This is a genomic window from Candidatus Magnetominusculus xianensis, from assembly GCA_001541255.1.
GTDB classification, from domain to species: Bacteria; Nitrospirota; Thermodesulfovibrionia; order Thermodesulfovibrionales; family Magnetobacteriaceae; genus Magnetominusculus; species Magnetominusculus xianensis.
Genome location: LNQR01000057.1, coordinates 33847 through 54807, shown reverse-complemented (window position 1 = coordinate 54807; position 20961 = coordinate 33847). Strand labels below are relative to the sequence as shown.

Here is a 20961-nt window from a genome sequence, read left to right as displayed (position 1 = left end):
AATTGACAGGGGATACCCGTACACTTATTATTAACCCAGTAGGACATTTTTACTTTGGTAAAAATAGGACATTTCTATTTTGGCTTGACATTACTGCTGTGAGAGTTGACTTTTAGTCATGGAATAGATTATTTTAGATAAGTGTGTGTCGGGGCGTAGCGCAGTCTGGTTAGCGCACCTGCCTTGGGAGCAGGGGGCCGGAGGTTCGAATCCTCTCGCCCCGATAGATTCCATACGGTTTTACATGCACCTCGCTTCCACTCGGTACGTAAGCGCTTAAATATATACTGCTACCGACTCCCTGTTATGACCACTGCAAGCCTTAGCGCCGGAATAATATTTCACACGGCATTTCACACGTCTATGTGGCGGCGATTTGTGCCATAGTGTCACATTTTCTTTTTTCATCTGATTCTTCCTTACATCTGCCAAACCCAATGGCATCGAGCAGCTTGTCGGACATAACCAAAAGCTCATCAGAAGTGGAAGCAATTTCCTCTAATTCGGCAGCATTACGTTGTATAATGCTGTCCTGTTGGTGAACACTACTTGTGATTTGCCCGGTCCTCTGTAACAATCCCCTTTCAGAGACATTCATTTTGTCAATCAATTCCGCAGTTTTTTTGATATCTGGAACGAGCTTGGCAAGCATTCTGCCAGCCTCTTCTGCAACACTAACACTGTAAAAAGACAACTTGTTTATGTCGGCAGCGGCATGCTGGCTCCTTTCTGCCAGCTTTCTCACTTCGGACGCCACCACTGCAAACCCCTTGCCATGTTCACCTGCACGCGCTGCCTCTATGGCTGCATTAAGGGCAAGCAGATTTGTTTGACGCGCTATTTCTTCAATTATAGTTATCTTTGTGGCTATCTCTCTCATCGCATCGGTTGTCTTCTTCACAACTCCTCCGCTTCCAATGGCATCTGTGGTAGCCTCTTTTGTCAGCTTTTCTATATGACTGGAGTCATCGGAATTTTGCTGGATGCTCGAAGATATCTCATCTATCAGGGAGGCTATTTTCCCTGATGACGCCGCTTGGCCGGACGCTCCGGCAGCCAGTGTCCCTGCACCAGATTTCAACACCTTAGACACATCTGATATGGAAAACGCAACAGTCTTTACAGATTCCACAAAGCCGCATAATTTATCAGCCAATATGTTTATCACGGTCTTCATCTGCCCTATTTCGTCATTCACACTGACGGGAAGTCGTCTTTTCAAATCCCCCTCCGTCATCAGATTCGTTACCTCTATTGCCTCTTTTAACGGTCTCCTTATCGCTACAGACGTTAAATATCCCATAATTACCGACAAAATAACTGACGTCAGGGCCACCACCAGAGTCACTTCCACAGCCTTCTGTACCATGTTAAATATCTCATCCGAAGAATTCTTACTAAGAATATCTGTCTCCCCAACCAGTATCTCAACACTTTTTATTAGCTCATCGCAGACCTTATCATAGTCATCCATAATAACATTGCCCTTGTCCCAATCTTCGGCATAGGCTTCAAACATCCTGTTCCCGACCGTCCACATACTTTTTATATTCTCATCTATACCGTCCAACAGCTTTAGTGTCTCTGGTTTTTCTTTGTTCAACTCCCTTAGTTTTGTAATCGAATGCATTGCATCTTCAAAATTCGGTTTTGCCTCATCCATTATTGGCTTCTTGTCCTTCGTCAGCGATGCGTCAGTAAAAAACTGCCACACATTTGCTACTTTAAGTTGAAGAGTCTTTGCTACATTCACGTTTTCCTGCAGTTTAATGTGATATTTTAAATCATCCCTGAATTCAAACATTATCGATACCACGTAGTAGGAAAACCCCAGGAGCAGCGCTACAATCAATCCATATGAACCAAATAGTTTTTTACCAAGTGTCAGCTTCATATAGCAGACCTCCAAATAATATCATTATACACACTTATATGCTAACAAAAAATCGTACCTCACTGTCAATCGCTAACAGAATTAAAAAAAACCCCGAGGGCTGGCGTATAGCCTTACTTTAAATGAAATCAGGCAACTGCAAACAGCGCACTTGTTACCTGCTTTTAGGCGAGTGATTGTTAAAGCATGATTTTACCTAAATTTGATAAATCGCTGCTTTATCAGGTAATAACAAATACGACTTCCCCCATTTTTACCTAATACATGGTCCACCACTTCCCGTTTCCTTTTTTCCACAAATAACATTACCGCTTAAGCAATCCCATTTCTTTGAAAATGTCTGGTTCTACATAATTTTCACTTTGGGGCAACGACCATAATGATGCTTTTTCCATCCAGTTTAGGCTTCAACTCGAAATTACAGGTACCATCAAGCTGTTCCATCATCTTATCAAATACCACCATCCCATGCTCCGGCCTGACGATTTCTCTCCCTCTGAAAAACATCGAGACCTTAGCCTTGTTACCATCAGCTACAAACGTCTTCACCTGACCTATCTTCCTCTCAAGGTCGTGTTCTGAGATGCGGGGTCTGATTTTTACTTCTTTTACGTCTATTGTCTTTTTGTGCGTGTGCTTTTTACTTATCTGGTACTTGTACTTGCCGAAATCCATTATTCTGCATACGGGGGGATTCGCCCCTGGCGCTACCTCTACCAAATCAAGCCCTTTCTCTTTGGCTGATTTTATAGCGTCTCTGACTGCTACGATACCCAGTTGTGCGCCTTCTACGTCTATCAACCTGATCTGGTTGACCTTGATTTGTTCGTTTATCCTGATTTTTTTATTTATGGCCATACCTCCTGCTTTCGATTTCTTCCCTTAAAAAGTCGAGAAGACTATTTATATCTGCGAAACTAATGTTTTCGCCATTTCTCTTTCTTACTGTTAGCGACTGTGACTCCATCTCCTTATCTCCTATCAGTATGGCATAGGGGATTTTCTTTATCGATGACTGCCTGATTTTATAGCCTATCTTCTCATCTCCGAGGTCAGTTTCAACCCTGAGCCCGGCCTTCATGAGTACTCCGGCGGTCTCCTTTGCAAACTCCGCCTGCCTTTCTGATATTGTCAGCACAGAGACCTGCACCGGTGACAGCCAAAGCGGAAATGCCCCTGCGTAATGCTCAATAAGTATACCAAAAAACCTCTCCAGTGAACCCATCAATGCCCTGTGAATCATTATAGGCAGATGGTCCTTGTCATCAGAGGCGCGGTAGGCGACATCGAAACGCTCAGGAAGGTTGAAGTCCACCTGGATTGTGCTGCACTGCCACTGTCTGTTCAGGGAATCCTTCACCTTTATATCGATTTTCGGGCCGTAGAAGACACCCTCGCCCGGGTCAGTCTCATATTTAAGCCCCTTCTTCTCAAGCGCCTTTCTAAGAGCCTCTGTAGCAATCTCCCAGTTATCCAGTGTCCCCACATACTTTTCAGGCCTTGTGGACAGATATACATCATATTTTTCAAACCCAAATGTCCTCAGCACATAAAGCGTAAAATCAAGGACATCCAGTATTTCACTCTCTATCTGGTCAATGCGGCAAAATATATGCGCATCGTCCTGCGTAAATCCCCTTACACGCAATAGCCCATGCAGTACCCCCGAACGCTCATACCTGTACACCGTGCCAAGCTCAGCATACTTAATGGGCAGCTCCCTGTAACTTCTCAGGGCACTCTTATAAACCGCAATATGAAACGGGCAGTTCATCGGCTTAATCTCATAGTCCGCCCCGTCGATGTCCATCGGCGTATACATGTTATCCTTATAAAAATCAACGTGCCCGCTCTTTTTCCAGAGGTCAATTCTTGCTATGTGAGGGGTGTAGAGCAGCTTATAGCCTGCCTTAATGTGTTCTTCGCGCCAGAAGTCCTCAATAGTCTTTCTTATCATCGCCCCGTTGGGGTGCCATAGGATAAGGCCAGCGCCTATGTCGTCACTCATACTAAAGAGATCAAGTTCCCTGCCAAGCCTCCTGTGGTCGCGTCGTTTGATCTCCTCAAGGAGCTCAATGTGGCGCTTCAGGTCTTCTGAAGTGGCAAAGGCTGTTCCATATATGCGCTGAAGCATCTTGTTTTTTTCGTCGCCGCGCCAGTATGCCCCGGCTGTTTTAAGCAGCTTGAAGGCACGTACAGAGGCAGTGCTGGGCACATGCGGCCCGCGACAGAGATCAACAAAGCCGCCCTCTTCGTAGAGGCTGACCTCATCGGCCTCAATCGCCTCGATTATTTCTACTTTATAGTCCTCGTCCATTGCCTTAAACAATTCAATGGCGTCTGCCTTTGACATGGTTTTTCTAACAAACGGGTTATTGCGTTTTATTATCTTCTGCATAGCCTTTTCTATTGCAGAAAGGTCATCAGGGGTAAATGGCGTGTCTATGTCGAAATCATAGTAAAAACCATCCTCAGTAGAAGGACCGATTGTCACCTTTGCGCTGGGGTAGAGGTCTTTCACGGCATGGGCCATAATGTGGGAAGTGCTGTGACGGCATATCGCAAGCCCCTCAGGGGAGTCTATAGTGACTGCTGTTAACTCTCCGGTGCCACCAACATCACCTGAGATATCGAATATATGCCCCTCTGCACTTTTCAGCGCTAATGCATTTACCTTCTTGAGTCTTTTAAGTACATCATCCTTATCGGCATCGACTACTTCACCTTCAATGTTAATTACGATACTTTCCACCTCTCTTGTACTGTATACAAGATAATAACCTATATGGAGAAAAGATTTCAATACCACTGCACTAAAAATATTCAGACCATGACGAATTTTGACAACATAATGCGGCTTATAGTAGCATAAAAGGCATATGTCTGGAGATACTGTTATCCTATGAAGCGGTTACACAAGAGGTCAGTAGGTCTGCCCCCTGAAACACCTGTTCACATAGGTGAGATAAAAACAGATAAGGTCAAAATCACCTCCGTACGCTATGACGACCACGATATAGTTATCAGTGAACAGGCTGCCATCTCAGAGTGTTTTCCTCTTAAGGATAAACCCGCCATAACATGGATTAATATTGACGGCCTGCACGAGGTGCATATAATTGAAGAACTGGGGAAACTCGCCGGTATTCATCCACTGACTGTAGAGGACATTCTTAACACAGAACAGCAGCCCAAAATAGATTTCTTTGACGATTATGTATTCGTAGAGATGCCCGTAATAACGCTTACAGAGGCAGATGAACCGGTTTGCATAGAGCAATTAAGCATAGTCATGGGAAAAACCTATGTCTTTTCATTCAGAGAAAAAGAATCCGACGTCTTCAAGCCGCTTATGCACCACCTTGAGTACAATAAGACACTTATCAGAAAGATGGGGGCAGACTACCTGGCCTATGCGTTGATTGACATAGTGGTTGACAACTACTTTGCTGTCATAGAGAAATTAGGCGACGACGTAGACTCTGTCGAAGAAAATGTCTTACGCACGGCAGCACCAGAGATTTTGACCAATATACATAAACTTCGGCGCGGATTTATCCGGCTTCGCAAGGCAGTCTGGCCTATGAGGGAAATCGTCAGCACACTTGTCAGAGAACAAAGCGGGCTAATCGGGGAACCAAGCAAGGTGTACCTGAAAGACCTCTATGACCATGTGATTCAGGTCAACTACACGCTGGAGACATACAGAGATGTAATATACGGCCTTCACGATATATATCTGACAAACCTTAATACAAAGATGAATGAAATCATGAAGTTCCTGACGATGATAGGGACGATTTTCATTCCACTGACGTTTATTACAAGCATCTATGGGATGAACTTTGAATATATGCCTGAACTGAAGTGGCACTGGGGGTATTTTACTGTATTAGGGTGTATGTTTGCAGCGGCTGTTTCCTTTATAGTATTGTTTAAGCGAAAGAAGTGGATATGACCGACCAGAGCATCCACCACATAACCTAAATATACCTGATAACAGCCTGCAGAATCCAGTGAGCAATCGACAGAATAACACTAAACAAGACGGCCGTAATAAAACCTTTTACTTCAAAGCCCTTGACTATACTCCCCACGATTAAGACAATTATCGCGTTAATGACCAATATAAAAAGCCCAAACGTCAAGATCGTCAGCGGCAAGGTAAAAAAAATCAGAACCGGCCTGAGAATCGCGTTTAAAACCCCAAGTAAAACGGCAACTACCAGTGCGCTCCCAAAGCTTGCCACCCTCACGCCCGGCAGCAAATATGCCGCCACCAGCACCGAAACTGTCATAATTAACCATGTTACTAGCAGATCAGTCATCACATACAGCGTAACATTACACATGGATATAATGCAACTATGATACTCCATGGCAAACGCATTAGAAAAAATAAGCTGAGATTGCCTATACTTTTAGCTCTGATCGATGGTTTCCTGGATTCCTGCTTTCGCGGGAATCCAGGAGAGGGATTAGCGGGTGTAAGTTTCTAATGCGATTGCCCTGTATGATACTCCCCAAAAACTGGACAAAGAAATAAGAAGGATGGCAGTGGGCGTTTTGCCGGTGGCGCTTTTGTTTTTGCTGGAAGCGTAAGGTTGAACTTTTTCTATGATGATTTCGTTGTAATAAAGAAGAAATCAGGGGTTAAATTAAACGATGTGAAATTAACGTTATAATTAGAGACTGATGAGGGCCTTAAAGATGGAACTGATGATAAAAACTATAATAGCGATAAAACATATGATTTTACAAATAAAGATTTTAACATTCGCGGATGCAAAGGCAGGCCGTACTAAGGCAGAGGCTGTTCAACAAACTGAAATGAAAAGTTTCACTCTTCTCTATGTTAATGTGATATTATAAGACATGCGAAAGCTATTATTTCTCATTCTCTTTCTTACGGCATCGGCTAATGCCATTACCACAGCTCAGGATATGTCGCAGGACAACATATCAAAGACACAGGAAGCTGTTGCAGCACTACCCTTAGGGCAGAGAATAGCCTTTTGGGCAGAGCAGTTCGTCGGCACTCCATATGACACTGACCCGCTTGGCGCATATGTGCGTAACAATGTAATCGTATATGACAGCGCTGTGGACTGTATGTATCACACATTCAGAGCCGTTGAGCTGTCCATCGGTCAGACCCCGGAGGAGGCGGTATCTGCTGCCCTGAATCTGCGATTCAAGGACCGCGGTGTGCTTGGTGACTCTGGCAAGGTACAAAACTACGACAACAGGTTTGAATACGCCGAGGACATGATTTTAAGCGGCAAATGGGGCAGAGATATTACCGCTGAAATTGGCACGACGCTTAAGATAAAGGGCGCCAGAGGGATTGAATCCACAGAGATTATCCCCAAAGACGCCGTTGTAAGCGCTAAACTCAACAGCGGCGACATCATCTATTTCATCAAGGCCGTTGAGAAACGTGTTGTTGGTGAAATAGTTGCCCACCTGGGGATTATCAAAAGAGAGGGTGGCAAGGTCTATCTCATTCACGCTAGCGGCAAAAAAAATGCTCAAAATCCCGGTCATGTTAAAAAACTTCTATTCGAGGACTATATTGCTCAGATGTCCTTTATCGGTATCAAAGTTACTAGGTTCTAAGAGACAGCATGAGACTCTCAGGGCAGCACAAGCGCAATAAGCTGATATCTGTTCGCGTCAACACAGAAGAGTATGACTTGATCAGGCAAAATGCCGACGAACTGGACATCGCGTCTTATATAAGGGCGGCAGCCCTCGAAAAACCAGCCCCGGCGGTAGTCCCGTGGGAAATTGATATACATGTTGAATCCACGCATGAGATTAAATCACTGCGTAGTGTGGAGTTGTTAGCCGGGCTTTCAGATTATACCCTTGCTACAGTTTACAATAAGTTAAAGATTAAGAGGTATAATAAAAACGACCTCGTTTTTTTGCTGGAAGACCCAAACAGTTACGTTTACTTCATACTAAGCGGCAGTGTTAAGGTCACGCAATTGTCTGAAGAAGGTAAGGAAATCATCATCGCGATACATAGGGCTGGCAGCTTTTTTGGCGAGATGTCACTTATTGACGGCAAGCCGGTATCAGCTAATGTGTATTGCGCTGAGAGGTCGGTAGTTGGTCTCATGTCAGGGCAGGATTTCTTTTCGCTGCTCTATGATAACAGGGAGGTACTGCAAAATTTATTGAAAATATTTTGCCAGAGGGTGCGTTCATCCAACGATAAAATAGAGATTCTGAATTCCAATAATGCCGCTCAGAGGATAAAAATACTGTTTATCCTGTTGTCAAAAAAATACGGCACAGAAACAACAAACGGCATAGTCTTAAACACCAGATTAACCCATCAAGACATTGCAAACATGACAGGAATGGTGCGTGAGACAGTAACCCGGACAATTAACAAATGGATTAAAAACGGCGATATATCTCTGTCCGGTGGTAAGTTCATACAGTTAAACAATAGTTTTTTCGAAGACTATCCCAACATGTGATTCAAACCACATGTACAGGCCTATAGTTATTGTCCTGGTTCACTTCGTCAAAAATACTTACTTACCAGCCCGGTCATGGTTTTCTCAAGGATGGTGTCTTCAGTTCTGCTTATTTGGTCATATAATGCGGCTGATATGCCTATGAAGACCTCTAATAGCGCTGGGTCGAAGTGTTTCCCTGAGTTTTCTTTCATTATCTCTATGGTTTTTTCATAAGAGAAGGGTTCTTTATATGGGCGCTTTGACGTGAGGGCATCAAATACGTCGGCTATCGCAAATATCCTTGCGTTATATGGAATGTCTTCCCCTTTAAGCTGCCTTAAATAGCCTTTCCCGTCATATCTCTCGTGATGATTTGCCACCACATCCAGCGCAGTTCTAAGCCACTCATATTGCCCTACTATATCCACACCGTGGCTGACGTGAGTTTTCATCATATCAAACTCCTCTTCGGTGAGCTTGCCTTGTTTTAGTAAGATATTGTCCGATATTGCAATTTTCCCTATGTCGTGGAGAAACGAGCCCTTTATCAGGCTTTGTATCTCAATATCCTGTAATTTCAGTGTCTCGCCAAGTGTTACGGCATATATTGTAACCCTGTAGTTGTGGCTGTTTGTATCGCTGTCCCTCTTGGCTATGGCGCTGCCCAACGATTTTAGTATACCAATGTTGGCGTCTGACAGGTTATAAGTGAGTGTTGTTAAATCTTTGTTCAGTGTTATCAAGTCCTTGTTCATTCCCATGACAATTGGATAAAATATGATAACTGTTACAAACACCGTTACAACCACTATGAGCAGAGAGCCGAATGTCAGGTTTCTGATAGCCGCCATTGTACGGTCATCCGCGCGATACACAGCCTCGAAATAACCGTATTTCTTGTTATTGTCGTCAAAAAGAGGCACAACAAAATTTAAGTATACCCGTCTGTCTATGAAATACTTGGTATATTTCGCAGTGTCACCAAACAAATATGAGTGATTATCTGATTCAATGTATTTCTCGCATTTTTCTGTAATATCAGTGTCTTTAGAAGTGACTTTGTAGAGTTCTTTACGGTCTGCACTGTAGAGTTCGACGACAACAAAATGGGCCATTTCTATGTGGTGGTTAAGTTTACTGAGAATTTCTTCACGCTCTTGTTCGGTTATATCTTGCGAAAAATACTGTCTATCATGTATAAGTGGTTTAGACTCATTTATGGCAAGTGTTTCAACGAAATCGTCAATGTCCTCGAGCTTGACTAAAAATACTACGCCCCCTAATACAACAGACAACACTACCCAGCCCAAAATCAGCCGCTTTATCAGCTTTCTGTGTATGTTTGTCGATGCTGTTGTCATCACATGTATGTCCTGGTACTGAGTGACCTCGGCAAATTCACGTCTACGATCTTCTGTACCCATGGTAACTGTCAGTATCTACCACTGGATGGGGTATCTTTACCGCGAACACAATAGAGGGCATCCTCGTTCTGGGCTTTTTGAAGGATGCCTCCTATTAATTAAATCACGCGGCTATTTTCTCCTGCGTTGAAACTTCATCTTCCTGCGCAGCTTCTTGTGCTTGTGCTTGGACATCTTCTTCTTTCTCCATTTTTTTACATTACCCACTATGCTGCCTCCCAGTATGATTATTTTTGATTTGTTCCATAAAAGTCTCAAGCTGCATCACTGTCGTGTTTGACTCTGTGCCGTCATAAGGGATACTGATAGCGGGTATGTTGTGGTCTCTGCTTAATGCCCTCATCAGCGCAGATACAATTGTGCCCGGCATACACCCAAAGGGCATCGTGTTTATAATGCCGCTTACGCCGCGCTCTGCCAAATCTACCGACTTTCCTATGCTTAGTATCGTCTCACCCTCGAATGACTCATCCACATACGGTCGCGCCTTTTTTATCAGCGTGCGCGTGTCCGGTTCGTGCAGCGTCTTTAAAAATCCCTTAAAATGCTTGTGATACTGTCTCTCTACGTTCTTCTTATACAGCCTCTTTATGAGAATGTCTATAGTAGCAGAATAATCCTTTTTTATCAAGGCATGTTTAAGCCCAAAATAATTCACATAGTATATCCACTCCTCAACCGGCGCAAGCCAGACCTCACCGCCCAATGCCTCTATCTTTTCAACAAGATTTTCATTGGAAAACCTGTTCGACCTGACAAATATCTCACCCACCACGCCTACAACTGGTCTCCTCAGTGTGCGGTCAACCGCTGCAGCCCCAAAGTCTGTGCGTACATCTCTCAGAATATCTGTCATCTTACGCTTGTCGCACCTTATGGAATCATAGACCTCCATTAGGTACTTGTCATAGACTGCCTGTGCGCGGCCTTTTTCTGTTTCATATGGACGTATTTCGTGCAGGCACTTCGTAAGCAGCTCGATAGCGACAATTCCCTTCCATGTGCGGGTTATAAAGTCCCTGCCTGCTATCCCCAAGTCCTCGTAAAAAGTTGAATCCTGCACGGGTGAAAACAACTGAACGTCTTTGCGGCCAATGTTATCGAGGAGCAGCCGTTGGAATACGTTATACTGCCCGAACCTGCATGGCCCGGTTCCAGATGGCATGAAAAACGCCGAGTGTTCAGTGTCAAATCCCTCAGAGAACACCTTTCTGAGCATATCGCCGGTTGTGACCGCGCAGGGGTAGCACTCCTTGCCGGAGACATGTTTCCTTCCAAGTGCGATGGACTCGGCATCGCTTGGCGGCAGCACCTCTGAGGCAATCCCCGAATACTCAAACGCCCCGGCAATTGCATAGGCATGGTCGGACATGCGCGGTATATATATCACATTGTCCTTCGATGGCCGCATTATCGGCCTTACAAGCGTCTCCACTGGTTTTGACGGGCGGGTCTTTCTGTTTTCTATGCTGTCTAAGAATGCCTCACAGCGCGTTACAGCACCGGCATCGGCGCTGTGTTCATCTATTTCAAGGTGTAAAAATGGCTTATCACCAAGTTCATCCTTAAAATACTTCAGGATAAAGGAGTCCGGCCCGCAGTTAAAATTCCCTATGTATATGGGATACAGGTACGGGTTGTCCTTGATAAACCTGGCCGCCTTGATGATTCTCTGCCCGCTCCTCCAGTACATCTCCTGCCAGCGGTCTGTTATGTCAACCCTTGACAGCGGCAGCATGTCCATTGGAATAGAAAGGACGTTTAATGAGGCCAGTTTTTTTGGTATCTGGAGGTTTACGCCGCCGTCGAAAGAGTTATACGCCCTGCCTACTATAACGATTGTCTTTTCGGCAAGCCCCTGAAGTATCTGGCTGCCGCGTTCCTGCATCTCTATGTAGAACTCCTCTTGGGCATTTTTCGCGTCTTTTATCGCATGAGCTATCGCCTTTGCAGATATGGAAAAACCCCTGAAGGCCTTTGAAAGCTGATTTGTCAGGAATTTATCGCCGCGTGTGAAATCTATAATAGGTTTATACAGGCGCATGTGCTTAAAGGCCGCCTTTGACAGATATGGTATGGTCTGGGTATATGGACACGGTGAGCCTTTTGAGAAATCCTCACCCGGGGCGCTTATGTTGACAAAAGACGGCAGGAACACATGATTGATACCCTGCTCAAGCAGCCATTTGACATGCCCATGGGCAACCTTCACAGGGAAACACGACTCAGACAGCACTGTCTCAACCCCGAGATTTACCACCTGCCTGTTCGTCTTAGGTGATACCACTACTCCAAAGCCAAGTCTGCCAAGCAGCGTAGTCCAAAATGGCAGATATTCGTGAAACAGGAATATATACGGAATCCCAAGCACTGGCTTTCCCTTGCCGTTTGAGGATGTGTGCGCCACCGCTTCATAGCCCTTCCAGAGGAGTTCTTCTCTGAAGGCAAATAAGTCCTCCATGTCGGACTTCTCTTTTATATCGTACTTTTCACACCTGCCGCCGTAGAAGAGTTTTCTTTTTTCACCCTCGATAGAGACACGGTTTATCTCACACACGTTGGAGCAGCTCTTACACTCAAATGATGAGACCGAATATGGGCGCTGCGTTATCGAAAATCCCTTAAAGGCCGAAGGCGTACCGTTTAATTTAGCATCTCTGGCAATTAATGCCATTCCTATTGCCCCCGTAACGTCATGATTTGGGGGAACGGTTACTGTCTGACCGGTGAACTTCTCAAATGCCGCCACGACTGCCTTGTTATATGCCGTGCCGCCCTGGAAAAAAATCTTTCTGCCGATTCTCTTCCCAGCAACAACCCTGTTTATATAATTTTCGACAATCGAGTATGACAACCCTGCAAGCAGGTCGTTTTTCTCTGCACCGCGCTGTATGTTGGCCATCAGTGAGTTTTCCATAAACACCGTACAGCGTTCGCCCAGATTGCATGGCTGGCATGAGGAGAATGACTCGCTGGCAAACTCCTCTTTTATGGAGATATTGAGTTTCTCTGCCTGTTCTTCTAAAAATGAACCCGTACCTGCTGCACAGGCCTTGTTCATCTCAAAGTCAGTGATGACGCCGTCTTCGATTGATATATATTTGGAGTCCTGTCCGCCTATCTCAAAAATTGTATCGACTGTGTTGTCAATGGAAATCGCGGCAGTGGCCTGGGCTGTGATTTCGTTTTTCACTATGTCAGCGCCTATGAAGTCAGCTATCATATATCTGCCCGACCCAGTAGTGCCTATGCCTGCGATTTCAACATCTCTGGCAATCTCCTTTTCTATCTCTACCAGCCCCTGCATTACGGCCTCAATCGGCCTTCCGGCGGTCATTAAATACCGCCTTGCCAGCAGATTACCTTCTTTGTCAATGACGGCGAGGTTTGTGCTTATCGAGCCTATATCTACGCCCATGTATGCCATAATCTTCATATTTTCTTCTGAAAAGCACGAGACGCCCTCTGCCGGTGCTGCCAGTAATGCCGGTACTGCTGGCCGCTGTGCCTTAGGCTGATGAGACGCCTTTACATGTCTTTCCATAAAGCCATCGCCCGCTGTTATCAAGGGTGGGCGCCCTGCCTCGGCATATTTAACAGATTTCAGATATTTATCTATAAGAGACAGCTCAAGTCTTTGAGGCTCGCCCCCCTCCATGTCTTTTAAAACAGCCCCAATTGCAACCATAAATTCACATTTCTCTGGGACTATCAGATTAGACAGTTGGAATACCTCTTTAAATGCCCTTACCATGCCCTTGTTGAGGGCCACACCGCCCTGAAACAAGACATCAGGGATAACGGCCCTGCCCTTGATAATAGTACCCTTAAAATTCCTCGCAACGGCAAAACACAGCCCCGCAACGATGTCCTCTACCGGTGTGGCTATCTGCTGCAAGTGTATCATGTCGCTCTTTGCAAACACGCTGCATCTACCGGCAATGCGCGGCGGGTTCTTAGTCTTCACGGCCATCTCTCCAAATTCCTCTATCGAGAGCCTGAGCCTTTCGGCCTGCTGGTCTAAAAACGAACCCGTACCGGCGGCACAGACCGAGTTCATTGAAAAATCCCGTATGCCGCTGCTGTCAAGGATGATAAACTTTGAGTCCTCACCGCCCATTTCAATTATGGTGCTGACAGATGGGAAGAGTTTTTTTGCAGCATATGACTGGGCAGCAAGTTCATTTACATGTTTTATGCCCAATACTGCGGCAAGCGTCTTTCCTGCCGTACCGGTGACAGAAACTGACGCTGCGTCCAGGTTCATAGACGTGAGGTTTTTATATGCTACAGTTATGGAATGGCCCTTGTGCCTTTCATATACGCTGTCAACGACCCTGCCGTCACCGTCCATAACGACAATCTTAACACTGACAGAGCCAGCGTCAATTCCGATATATCTCATCAACTGCCTCCTTCTTCACTGCCTCCAACTATTTGCTCATGTGCTGCAACAAACATGGGTTTTGGAAGCCGATGCGCTTTTTATGTGCTTGAGAAGAGTTTTCTTGTTTATCTTGAAATTCTTAGTGCGGCTGTCCGATATGATTTTCTTTTCCTTTAGAGTGCTGACAATCCTTGATACTACCTCACGTGCAGTTCCGACAAGCGCGGCAAGTTCCTGATGGTTAATAGCCACTGTAACTAAACCGTCTTCGACTGGCAGGCCGTCTGTCATCGCATAAAGGGTCTTTAAAATCCTCTGCTGAACATTTCTGAAGGCAAGGTCATCGAGTTTCTCTGACAGAACTGATATTTTTTCACAAAGTCCGGAAACGATATTAATTCCCACGTCGCCAATTTTCCTGCTAAGCAGCTCCTTGAATTTATCAGAAGGTATAAGCAGCACAGTAGAATCTGTAAAGGCCATAGCATTGATAATATTGGCAGTGTCATCTTTGAGCGGTGGATAGCAAAAATATTCACCCGGCCATAAGATGTTGATAATCAACTCCCTGCCGTTAGATGCGGTCTTATATATCTTCACTGAACCTGCCTTAACGATGATAGTGGATTTCAACGGTTCTGATTCAAGAAAAATTATCTCGTGCTTGCATAACCTTCTGACCTCGACAGACGCTGAGATGTCTGAGAATTCCTCGTCCTTTAAAAGCGAAAGGCACGGCAGACACCTCAGGTCTTTTGGTATATCAGCTTTTGTTTGGTCCTTTGCCAGCGTTCTCATCTCCCCTCCTTAATCATAAGCGAATCATAAGCGATAATCTTAGGAGTTACTCGCATAGGCATATTATATTATATCAGGGCTATAAATTAATACTGGCATTGTTATAATATAGTATATTCTGCTGTCAGGAGGTTGACTATGGGAGATATTATCAGATTAGACGGTAACAGGATTGAAGTGTCGGCAGACTCAAAAGAGGGCATGTTAGTGCCGGGCATTATATATGTTGACCCCGAACTTGAGCGGCATCTCGAGGCTCAGGCAATTGACCAGGTAGCAAATGTTGCCACGCTGCCGGGCATTGTTGGCGTATCTATGGCAATGCCTGACATTCATACGGGCTATGGGTTTCCAATTGGCGGTGTTGCGGCGTTTGACATAAACGACGGTGTGATTTCACCGGGCGGTGTGGGCTATGACATTAATTGAGGCGTGAGGCTTCTCAGGAGCAACCTCACCAGGGGTGAGGTACTCAGGAGGATGAAGGACCTCGTCGGGGTTCTTTACAATAGCGTACCGTCGGGAGTTGGCACAAAGGGGGCACTTGCGCTGTCCTTAGATGATGAGCGTGAGCTGTTAAAAAAAGGGGCACGCTGGGCAGTTGAACGCGGCTTTGGAACGGCAGACGACCTGGATAAGACCGAATCGGGCGGCTGTATCGAAGGGGCCGACCCTGCGGCAGTAAGCGGCAAGGCTCTGGAGCGAGGTAAAAACCAGCAGGGCACGCTTGGCTCAGGCAACCACTTTCTCGAGATACAGTATGTCAGTGAGATATTTGACGAAGCTGCCGCTAACGCCTTTGGCCTGTTCAAAGGACAAATAACCGTAATGATACACACCGGCTCCCGTGGGCTTGGACATCAGGTCTGTACTGATTACCTTTCCACTATGGAAAAGGCGGCAAAGAAATACGGCATAAAGCTCTATGACAAGGAATTAGCGGCAGCACCGTTTAACAGCCCTGAGGCGCAACAATACTTCTCGGCAATGAAGGGGGCGGCAAACTACGCATGGGCTAACAGGCAAGTCATAATGCACCAGACAATGGAGGCGTTTTCAAGGGCACTGGGTGCTTCCCCAAGGGAGCTTGGTCTGAGGCTCGTCTATGACGTAGCGCATAACATAGCAAAAGTAGAACATCACACCGTCGGCGGGACAAAGCGGGCACTGGTTGTACACAGAAAGGGCGCCACGCGCGCCTTTGCCAAGGGGCACGCAGAGCTTCCAGAGTCGTACAGGCACATTGGTCAGCCGGTACTTATCCCCGGCGACATGGGCAGGGCGTCATATGTCCTGACCGGGACGCAGAAGGCTATGGCTGAGACCTTTGGCTCAACCTGTCACGGGGCAGGGCGCCTGATGTCAAGACACAAGGCGATTAAGGCGGCAAAGGGCAGGGCGATTTGGCGCGAACTTGAGGACCAGGGGGTAACGGTAATGACAGCCGGCAGGACAACCCTGGCAGAGGAGATGCCAGAGGCATATAAAGATGTATCAAACGTTGTTGAAATCGTCCACAGTGCCGGTATCTCAAAAAAGGTGGCCATGCTCAAACCCCTTGGCGTGGTGAAGGGCTAGATTCGGCGTGGTGAAGGGCTATCTGTGGTGTTGAAAAAAATAGGCAGGATAAACTTCGCAAACCTCTATCCGATATTCTACTGCCTTGAAAACCCGCACAAGGCGGTCAATGAACACTACGAATTCACTGACGGCGTACCCTCAGAGATTAATGCCCTGCTGCGAAAGGGGCTTATTGATGCCGGGCCGTCGTCTTCAATCGAATACTTGAGAAATCCGCACTTATATAATCTTATAGACGGTCACTCTGTAAGCTCCTTTGGCCGTATTATGAGCATTATCCTGTTTAGCCGTGCTGAGATTGAGGCGCTTGATGGTAAGACTGTCCTGAGTTCATATCAGGCTGAGACATCAACCGGTCTCTTGCAGATAGTTCTGCGAAAATTTTATAACCTTAATGTTGAGATAAAGACCTCGCGTGCACCGCTTATGGAAGGCATTATGGAACACCCTGCGTATCTATTGATAGGAGACAATGCCCTCATCGAGGCTGCGTCACAGCAAAATAATGCGCTCCAGCGCTATGACCTCGGCACAATCTGGTATGAGCAGACGGGAGTACCGTTTGTCTTTGCCCTGTGGATAAGCAGGAAGCGCTGTGAAGGCAGTGAAGTGGCGGAGTTACAGACTAAACTCGACGCGGCAAAGGCGCAGGCCGTTGAATCGTTTGACAGTATTGCTGTAAAAAGTCCATATACGAGACAATTTTCCACTGAGACCTTAGTCTCGTATTGGCGCACTATCTCGTATGACCTTACGGGGAAGCACATGACCGGTCTTGAGTTGTTCGGGAAATATCTCAGGGAACTAGGGCTGCTTTGAGTTGTTAAGAGGTGATTGTCAGGAATTCCTTCAACTCATCTACCGAAGCGGCCTTCCTGATATGATTTTTGAAATCATCCAGTTTATCAATAGTATCAATGACCCTGACCATGCTCATCAGTGAGACTCCAGCAGAACCAAATTTGAGTTCAAGCCCTAACTCTATTCCCTCAAGCAGACCTTTTCTCTCTCCCTCAAGTAGGCCTTTTTTCTCCCCCTCAAGCATTCCACGTTGCCGCCCCTGTCTGAACCTTACGTCTCTTTCTAAATCATATACTAATGCCATTGCCTCTGCCTCCTCACATACTTTGCCCTGTAAATCCCTCAACTGTGACAGGACTTCTACCTGCCTTATGTACTTGCCACGGAGTGTTTCCTCCGGCACCAGTTCCCTTAATCTATCGAGTATCTCTCTTATAAATATTTTAACACCTTTCTTCTGATAATTGCACAAGATAGATAATATAACCTCTTCAGGTGTGTCAGAGTACAAAAACTTTTTGCAGTCTACGTCACGCATATCTATTAAGCTATATTTATGAGTTGTTGTCTTTGTTGAAAGGCTGTCTCTCATTGTAAGCGGGTCGTTACCAATGTAAAACACGTATTGCATAGGCTCAATTCCATGAGTTTCCATCAGATATAGCCAATAGCGCAGCTCTCTGAACACCATCTTCGAATAATTCGTGGATTGGAACTCAATGTGAAGCAGAGAGATGGTGCCATCTTCCAATTCAACAAGTAAAATATAATCTGCCTCGCGTTCGTTCGTTATCTGAAGCTTAGTCTCTATTGCAGTTGATTTAACAATTCGCAGGCCGATTACTTTTGCAACCAGGGTATCGACAACATCTTTCAGGATTTCCTTTATTATCTTATCGTAATGTTTAGACATTTAGCAGTAGTATAACATTTGAAGAGCAATAAAACGCCACCGCAGTGAGATTCAGAAAAAAGTGCAGGCGCGTATTGCAGCGGTCATATACGAAATGTTATCGTACCCAATGGTTAAGGCAGCGGCATTGTTCTCCGGCGGGCTTGACAGCACGCTGGCTATCATATCCATATTAAGACAAGGGGTAGAGGTAACGGCCATCTCCTTTCAGAACCACTTCGGCTGCGATATAACTGACAGGTCATCGTGCTCCAAAGACCCATATGCGGCGGCTGAAAAGTTTGGCTTTAATGTAAAACTCTGCCATCTTGCAGATAAGTTTATAGAGATAGTAAAACATCCGAAATTCGGTCATGGTAAAAACATGAACCCCTGCATTGACTGCCGTATTTTGATGCTCAAAGAGGCGAAGGTGTTTTTAGAGATGACCGGCGGGGATTTCATCATAACTGGTGAGGTGCTGGGGCAGCGTCCGATGAGCCAGCGGCGGGACTGTTTCCCGCTGATAGATAAAGAGGCCGGTGTTGTTGGCCGTGTTGTGCGCCCGCTCAGTGCAAAACACCTCCCACCCTCGCGCGCCGAACTTGACGGGCTGATAGACAGAGAAAAACTCCATGCCTTTAACGGTCGCACAAGAAGGCCGCAGATTGAACTGGCCCGGGAGTTTGGCCTCACTGAATTCCCCAATCCGGCAGGCGGGTGCCTCCTCACAGACCCAATATATTCATACAGGCTCAAAGAACTGCTCTCTCATATACCTGACCCGCCCGTAAGGGATATTAATCTACTGAAAACAGGGCGTCACTTCAGGCTGTCTGATACCTGTAAGGCAGTCGTAGGAAGAGATGAGCTGGAAAATAACACCATAGAATCCCATGCCGCAGCGGGGGATATTACTATGACAGTTGAGGGTATCGGCTCACCTACGACGATTGTTACCGGTGCCGCAGACGCTGAAGCTCTCAAAGCTGCCGCCTCGCTGACGGCAAGATATGCCGACTCCAAATATGAAAATGTTGTAACCGTCTCAGCATATAGAGTAACCTACGGGGTTACTGGCAGGGTTACTGGCGGTGGCGTGCGTGTGCCGCTTGAGCCGCTGAGTGTGCCTCCAGCAAACTGCGGGATGCTCAAGGCCTTAAGAATAGAGGAAAACAGACAACGTGCCAAAAACAAGCGACCTCCTAAGCCTCTACGAGTTTAACTTAATCGTCAAAGAGGCGCTTGCCATTACATTTCCTGCCCGATACCTGATAAAGGCCGAGACAGCCTCTCTGAACATCGACGCAAAGGGGCACTGCTACCTGGAGCTAATAGAAAAGGATGACACGGGGATAAAGGCGCAGATGGGTGCCCGCGTATGGGCATCAACCTGGAAGACCGTATCGAAGGAGTTTAAGTCTGCCACAGGGCAGTCCCTCACAAAGGGCATGAAAATCCTTGTTGAGGCCACACTGAATTTCCACGAGAGATTCGGTCTGAGCCTTATTGTTCAAAATATCGACCCGTCATATACGCTTGGTGAGATGGCCCTGGCAAAACGCCAGATTATTGAGAGGCTCACAAAAGAGGGATTAATCGATAAGAACAAGGCCGTCCCCTTCCCGATTGTACCGCTGCGAATAGCGGTTTTATCTTCAAAGACGGCGGCAGGGTATGAGGATTTTGTCAAGCACCTCAGGGGAAACCCCTATGGCTATGCCTTTAGCGTGACGCTGTTTGAGACGGCAGTCCAGGGAGACGCCGTTGAAGCGACGATGTTAAGGGCGCTTTCATTGTGCCGCGCAAGGGTAGAGGCATTTGATTGTGTGGTGATAACGCGCGGAGGCGGGGGGGCGTCTGACCTAGATTGTTTTAACAACTATGCCGTTGCCAGGGAAATAGCCCTGTTTCCTATTCCGGTAATCTCCGGCATTGGCCATGAAAGAGATAAGACAGTGATAGACGAAACCGCTCACGTGACAATAAAAACTCCGACAGCGGCGGCGGCTTTTATTATCGAGCGGGTAGGGCAGTTTGAAGGCATGATAGATGCTCAGGGACAAAGGCTGCTGAAATCGGTAGAGACACTGTGTCTTGACGCCTCTGGGAGGCTCTTTTTGTTGTCAAAGGCCGTCGGGACGGCAGTGGCTGCTGTGGTGATGAGGCACAGGTTTATGCTTGAGCAGTACGCTAAAGGAATATGCAGAGACGCACCGCGGCAACTGGAAAAACACGGGGAAAGGCTGAACCGTGCCCTGAGCGCGGCAGGACATCTGAATCCTGAGAACATATTAAAAAGGGGGTTCAGCATTACCAGCGTAAATGGCAAGGCGCTGAGGTCAGCAGCCGGGATTTCTGCCGGTGAGCGTTTGACAACATTATTATACGATGGCAGCATTGAAAGCGAGGCCGTCGAAATAACCCATGGGGTAAAGGATGAAACAGGGATTTAAATACTCTAAGGCGCTGAAGGAAATCGAGGAAATTATATCTGAGATAGAAAGTGAAACCATCGACGTTGATGTGCTGACAGAAAAGGTGAAGCGTGCGATAACGCTGATAAAGTCCTGTAAGGAAAGGCTTCGCGATACTGAGGAGGAACTAAAAGATGTCCTGAAGGACTTTGGCGAGGATAAACACGCTGTCCCGTCCACTACAGTCGGGGCTACAGGGGGTTCAGGCCTGTTCGACTAAAATTAAGATAA

17 protein-coding genes, 1 tRNA gene and 1 pseudogene are annotated in these 20961 nt (G+C 46.3%); 10 read left to right on the top strand and 9 right to left on the bottom strand.

The window, feature by feature from the left end; translation table 11 throughout:
• Positions 1-149: 149 nt before the first annotated feature.
• A tRNA-Pro gene (locus ASN18_RS07905) sits at positions 150-224 on the top strand.
• 137 nt (positions 225-361) lie between these two features.
• Here ASN18_RS07905 and ASN18_RS07900 read toward each other — a convergent pair.
• The 3 genes from ASN18_RS07900 to thrS form a co-directional block, all read right to left on the bottom strand.
• Positions 362-1894 (bottom strand): methyl-accepting chemotaxis protein, encoded by a 1533-nt coding sequence (locus tag ASN18_RS07900; protein ID WP_085052197.1) that lies wholly within the window; start codon positions 1892-1894, stop codon positions 362-364.
• A gap of 357 nt (positions 1895-2251) precedes the next feature.
• Positions 2252-2752: a translation initiation factor IF-3 gene (gene infC / locus ASN18_RS07895; protein ID WP_236861601.1), complete on the bottom strand. Its 501-nt coding sequence runs from the start codon at positions 2750-2752 to the stop codon at positions 2252-2254.
• A complete protein-coding gene (thrS, locus tag ASN18_RS07890) occupies positions 2739-4637 on the bottom strand; it encodes a threonine--tRNA ligase (RefSeq protein WP_435050996.1) in 1899 nt (632 codons plus the stop codon). Before thrS ends, infC begins: the two co-directional genes overlap by 14 nt.
• A gap of 159 nt (positions 4638-4796) precedes the next feature.
• On the opposite strand from thrS, the gene corA reads away from it, so the two are divergent.
• The gene (gene corA, locus ASN18_RS07885; RefSeq protein ID WP_085052196.1) at positions 4797-5852 is read left to right on the top strand and encodes a magnesium/cobalt transporter CorA; all 1056 of its coding nucleotides are present in this window, start codon (positions 4797-4799) and stop codon (positions 5850-5852) included.
• Positions 5853-5877: 25 nt separating this feature from the next.
• Here the strand turns inward: corA and ASN18_RS07880 are convergent, their stop codons facing one another.
• A complete protein-coding gene (locus ASN18_RS07880) occupies positions 5878-6222 on the bottom strand; it encodes a phage holin family protein (RefSeq protein ID WP_085052200.1) in 345 nt (114 codons plus the stop codon).
• A gap of 382 nt (positions 6223-6604) precedes the next feature.
• On the opposite strand from ASN18_RS07880, the gene ASN18_RS17140 reads away from it, so the two are divergent.
• Genes ASN18_RS17140 through ASN18_RS07870 form a run of 3 tightly spaced genes read left to right on the top strand, consistent with a single transcriptional unit; the run spans position 6605 to position 8388 of the window.
• Positions 6605-6766 (top strand): hypothetical protein, encoded by a 162-nt coding sequence (locus ASN18_RS17140; protein ID WP_157072885.1) that lies wholly within the window; start codon positions 6605-6607, stop codon positions 6764-6766.
• 3 nt (positions 6767-6769) lie between these two features.
• The gene (locus ASN18_RS07875; protein ID WP_157072884.1) at positions 6770-7513 is read left to right on the top strand and encodes a DUF1460 domain-containing protein; all 744 of its coding nucleotides are present in this window, start codon (positions 6770-6772) and stop codon (positions 7511-7513) included.
• Between the two features lie 8 nt (positions 7514-7521).
• The gene (locus ASN18_RS07870; RefSeq protein ID WP_085052194.1) at positions 7522-8388 is read left to right on the top strand and encodes a Crp/Fnr family transcriptional regulator; all 867 of its coding nucleotides are present in this window, start codon (positions 7522-7524) and stop codon (positions 8386-8388) included.
• Between the two features lie 47 nt (positions 8389-8435).
• Here ASN18_RS07870 and ASN18_RS07865 read toward each other — a convergent pair whose 3' ends face one another.
• The 4 genes from ASN18_RS07865 to ASN18_RS07850 all read right to left on the bottom strand — a co-directional run bounded on the left by ASN18_RS07865 (position 8436) and on the right by ASN18_RS07850 (position 14979).
• Positions 8436-9794, bottom strand: a complete 1359-nt coding sequence (locus tag ASN18_RS07865) for an HD-GYP domain-containing protein (protein ID WP_085052193.1) — start codon at positions 9792-9794, stop codon at positions 8436-8438.
• A gap of 111 nt (positions 9795-9905) precedes the next feature.
• A complete protein-coding gene (locus tag ASN18_RS07860; protein ID WP_085052192.1) occupies positions 9906-10001 on the bottom strand; it encodes an AURKAIP1/COX24 domain-containing protein in 96 nt (31 codons plus the stop codon).
• Positions 9994-14199 (bottom strand): acyl-CoA dehydratase activase, encoded by a 4206-nt coding sequence (locus ASN18_RS07855; RefSeq protein WP_085052191.1) that lies wholly within the window; start codon positions 14197-14199, stop codon positions 9994-9996. Before ASN18_RS07855 ends, ASN18_RS07860 begins: the two co-directional genes overlap by 8 nt.
• Positions 14200-14235: 36 nt before the next feature.
• A complete protein-coding gene (locus ASN18_RS07850) occupies positions 14236-14979 on the bottom strand; it encodes a Crp/Fnr family transcriptional regulator (protein WP_085052190.1) in 744 nt (247 codons plus the stop codon).
• A 138-nt stretch (positions 14980-15117) separates the two neighbouring features.
• Between ASN18_RS07850 and ASN18_RS07845 the strand changes: the two are divergent.
• Positions 15118-16557, top strand: a pseudogene (locus ASN18_RS07845) (RtcB family protein).
• Positions 16558-16581: 24 nt separating this feature from the next.
• Positions 16582-17379, top strand: a complete 798-nt coding sequence (locus tag ASN18_RS07840) for a menaquinone biosynthetic enzyme MqnA/MqnD family protein (protein WP_236861600.1) — start codon at positions 16582-16584, stop codon at positions 17377-17379.
• A gap of 4 nt (positions 17380-17383) precedes the next feature.
• On the opposite strand, the gene ASN18_RS07835 is transcribed toward ASN18_RS07840, so the two are convergent.
• Positions 17384-18274 (bottom strand): RpnC/YadD family protein, encoded by an 891-nt coding sequence (locus ASN18_RS07835; RefSeq protein ID WP_085052188.1) that lies wholly within the window; start codon positions 18272-18274, stop codon positions 17384-17386.
• 61 nt (positions 18275-18335) lie between these two features.
• On the opposite strand from ASN18_RS07835, the gene ASN18_RS07830 reads away from it, so the two are divergent.
• Genes ASN18_RS07830 through xseB form a run of 3 tightly spaced genes read left to right on the top strand, consistent with a single transcriptional unit; the run spans position 18336 to position 20950 of the window.
• Positions 18336-19478, top strand: a complete 1143-nt coding sequence (locus ASN18_RS07830) for a DUF814 domain-containing protein (protein WP_085052187.1) — start codon at positions 18336-18338, stop codon at positions 19476-19478.
• Positions 19438-20709 (top strand): exodeoxyribonuclease VII large subunit, encoded by a 1272-nt coding sequence (gene xseA, locus ASN18_RS07825; RefSeq protein ID WP_085052186.1) that lies wholly within the window; start codon positions 19438-19440, stop codon positions 20707-20709. Before ASN18_RS07830 ends, xseA begins: the two co-directional genes overlap by 41 nt.
• Entirely contained in the window at positions 20693-20950 is a 258-nt protein-coding gene (xseB, locus tag ASN18_RS07820; protein WP_085052185.1) for an exodeoxyribonuclease VII small subunit, read from the top strand. The genes xseA and xseB overlap by 17 nt, the downstream gene beginning before the upstream one ends.
• Positions 20951-20961: the final 11 nt, after the last annotated feature.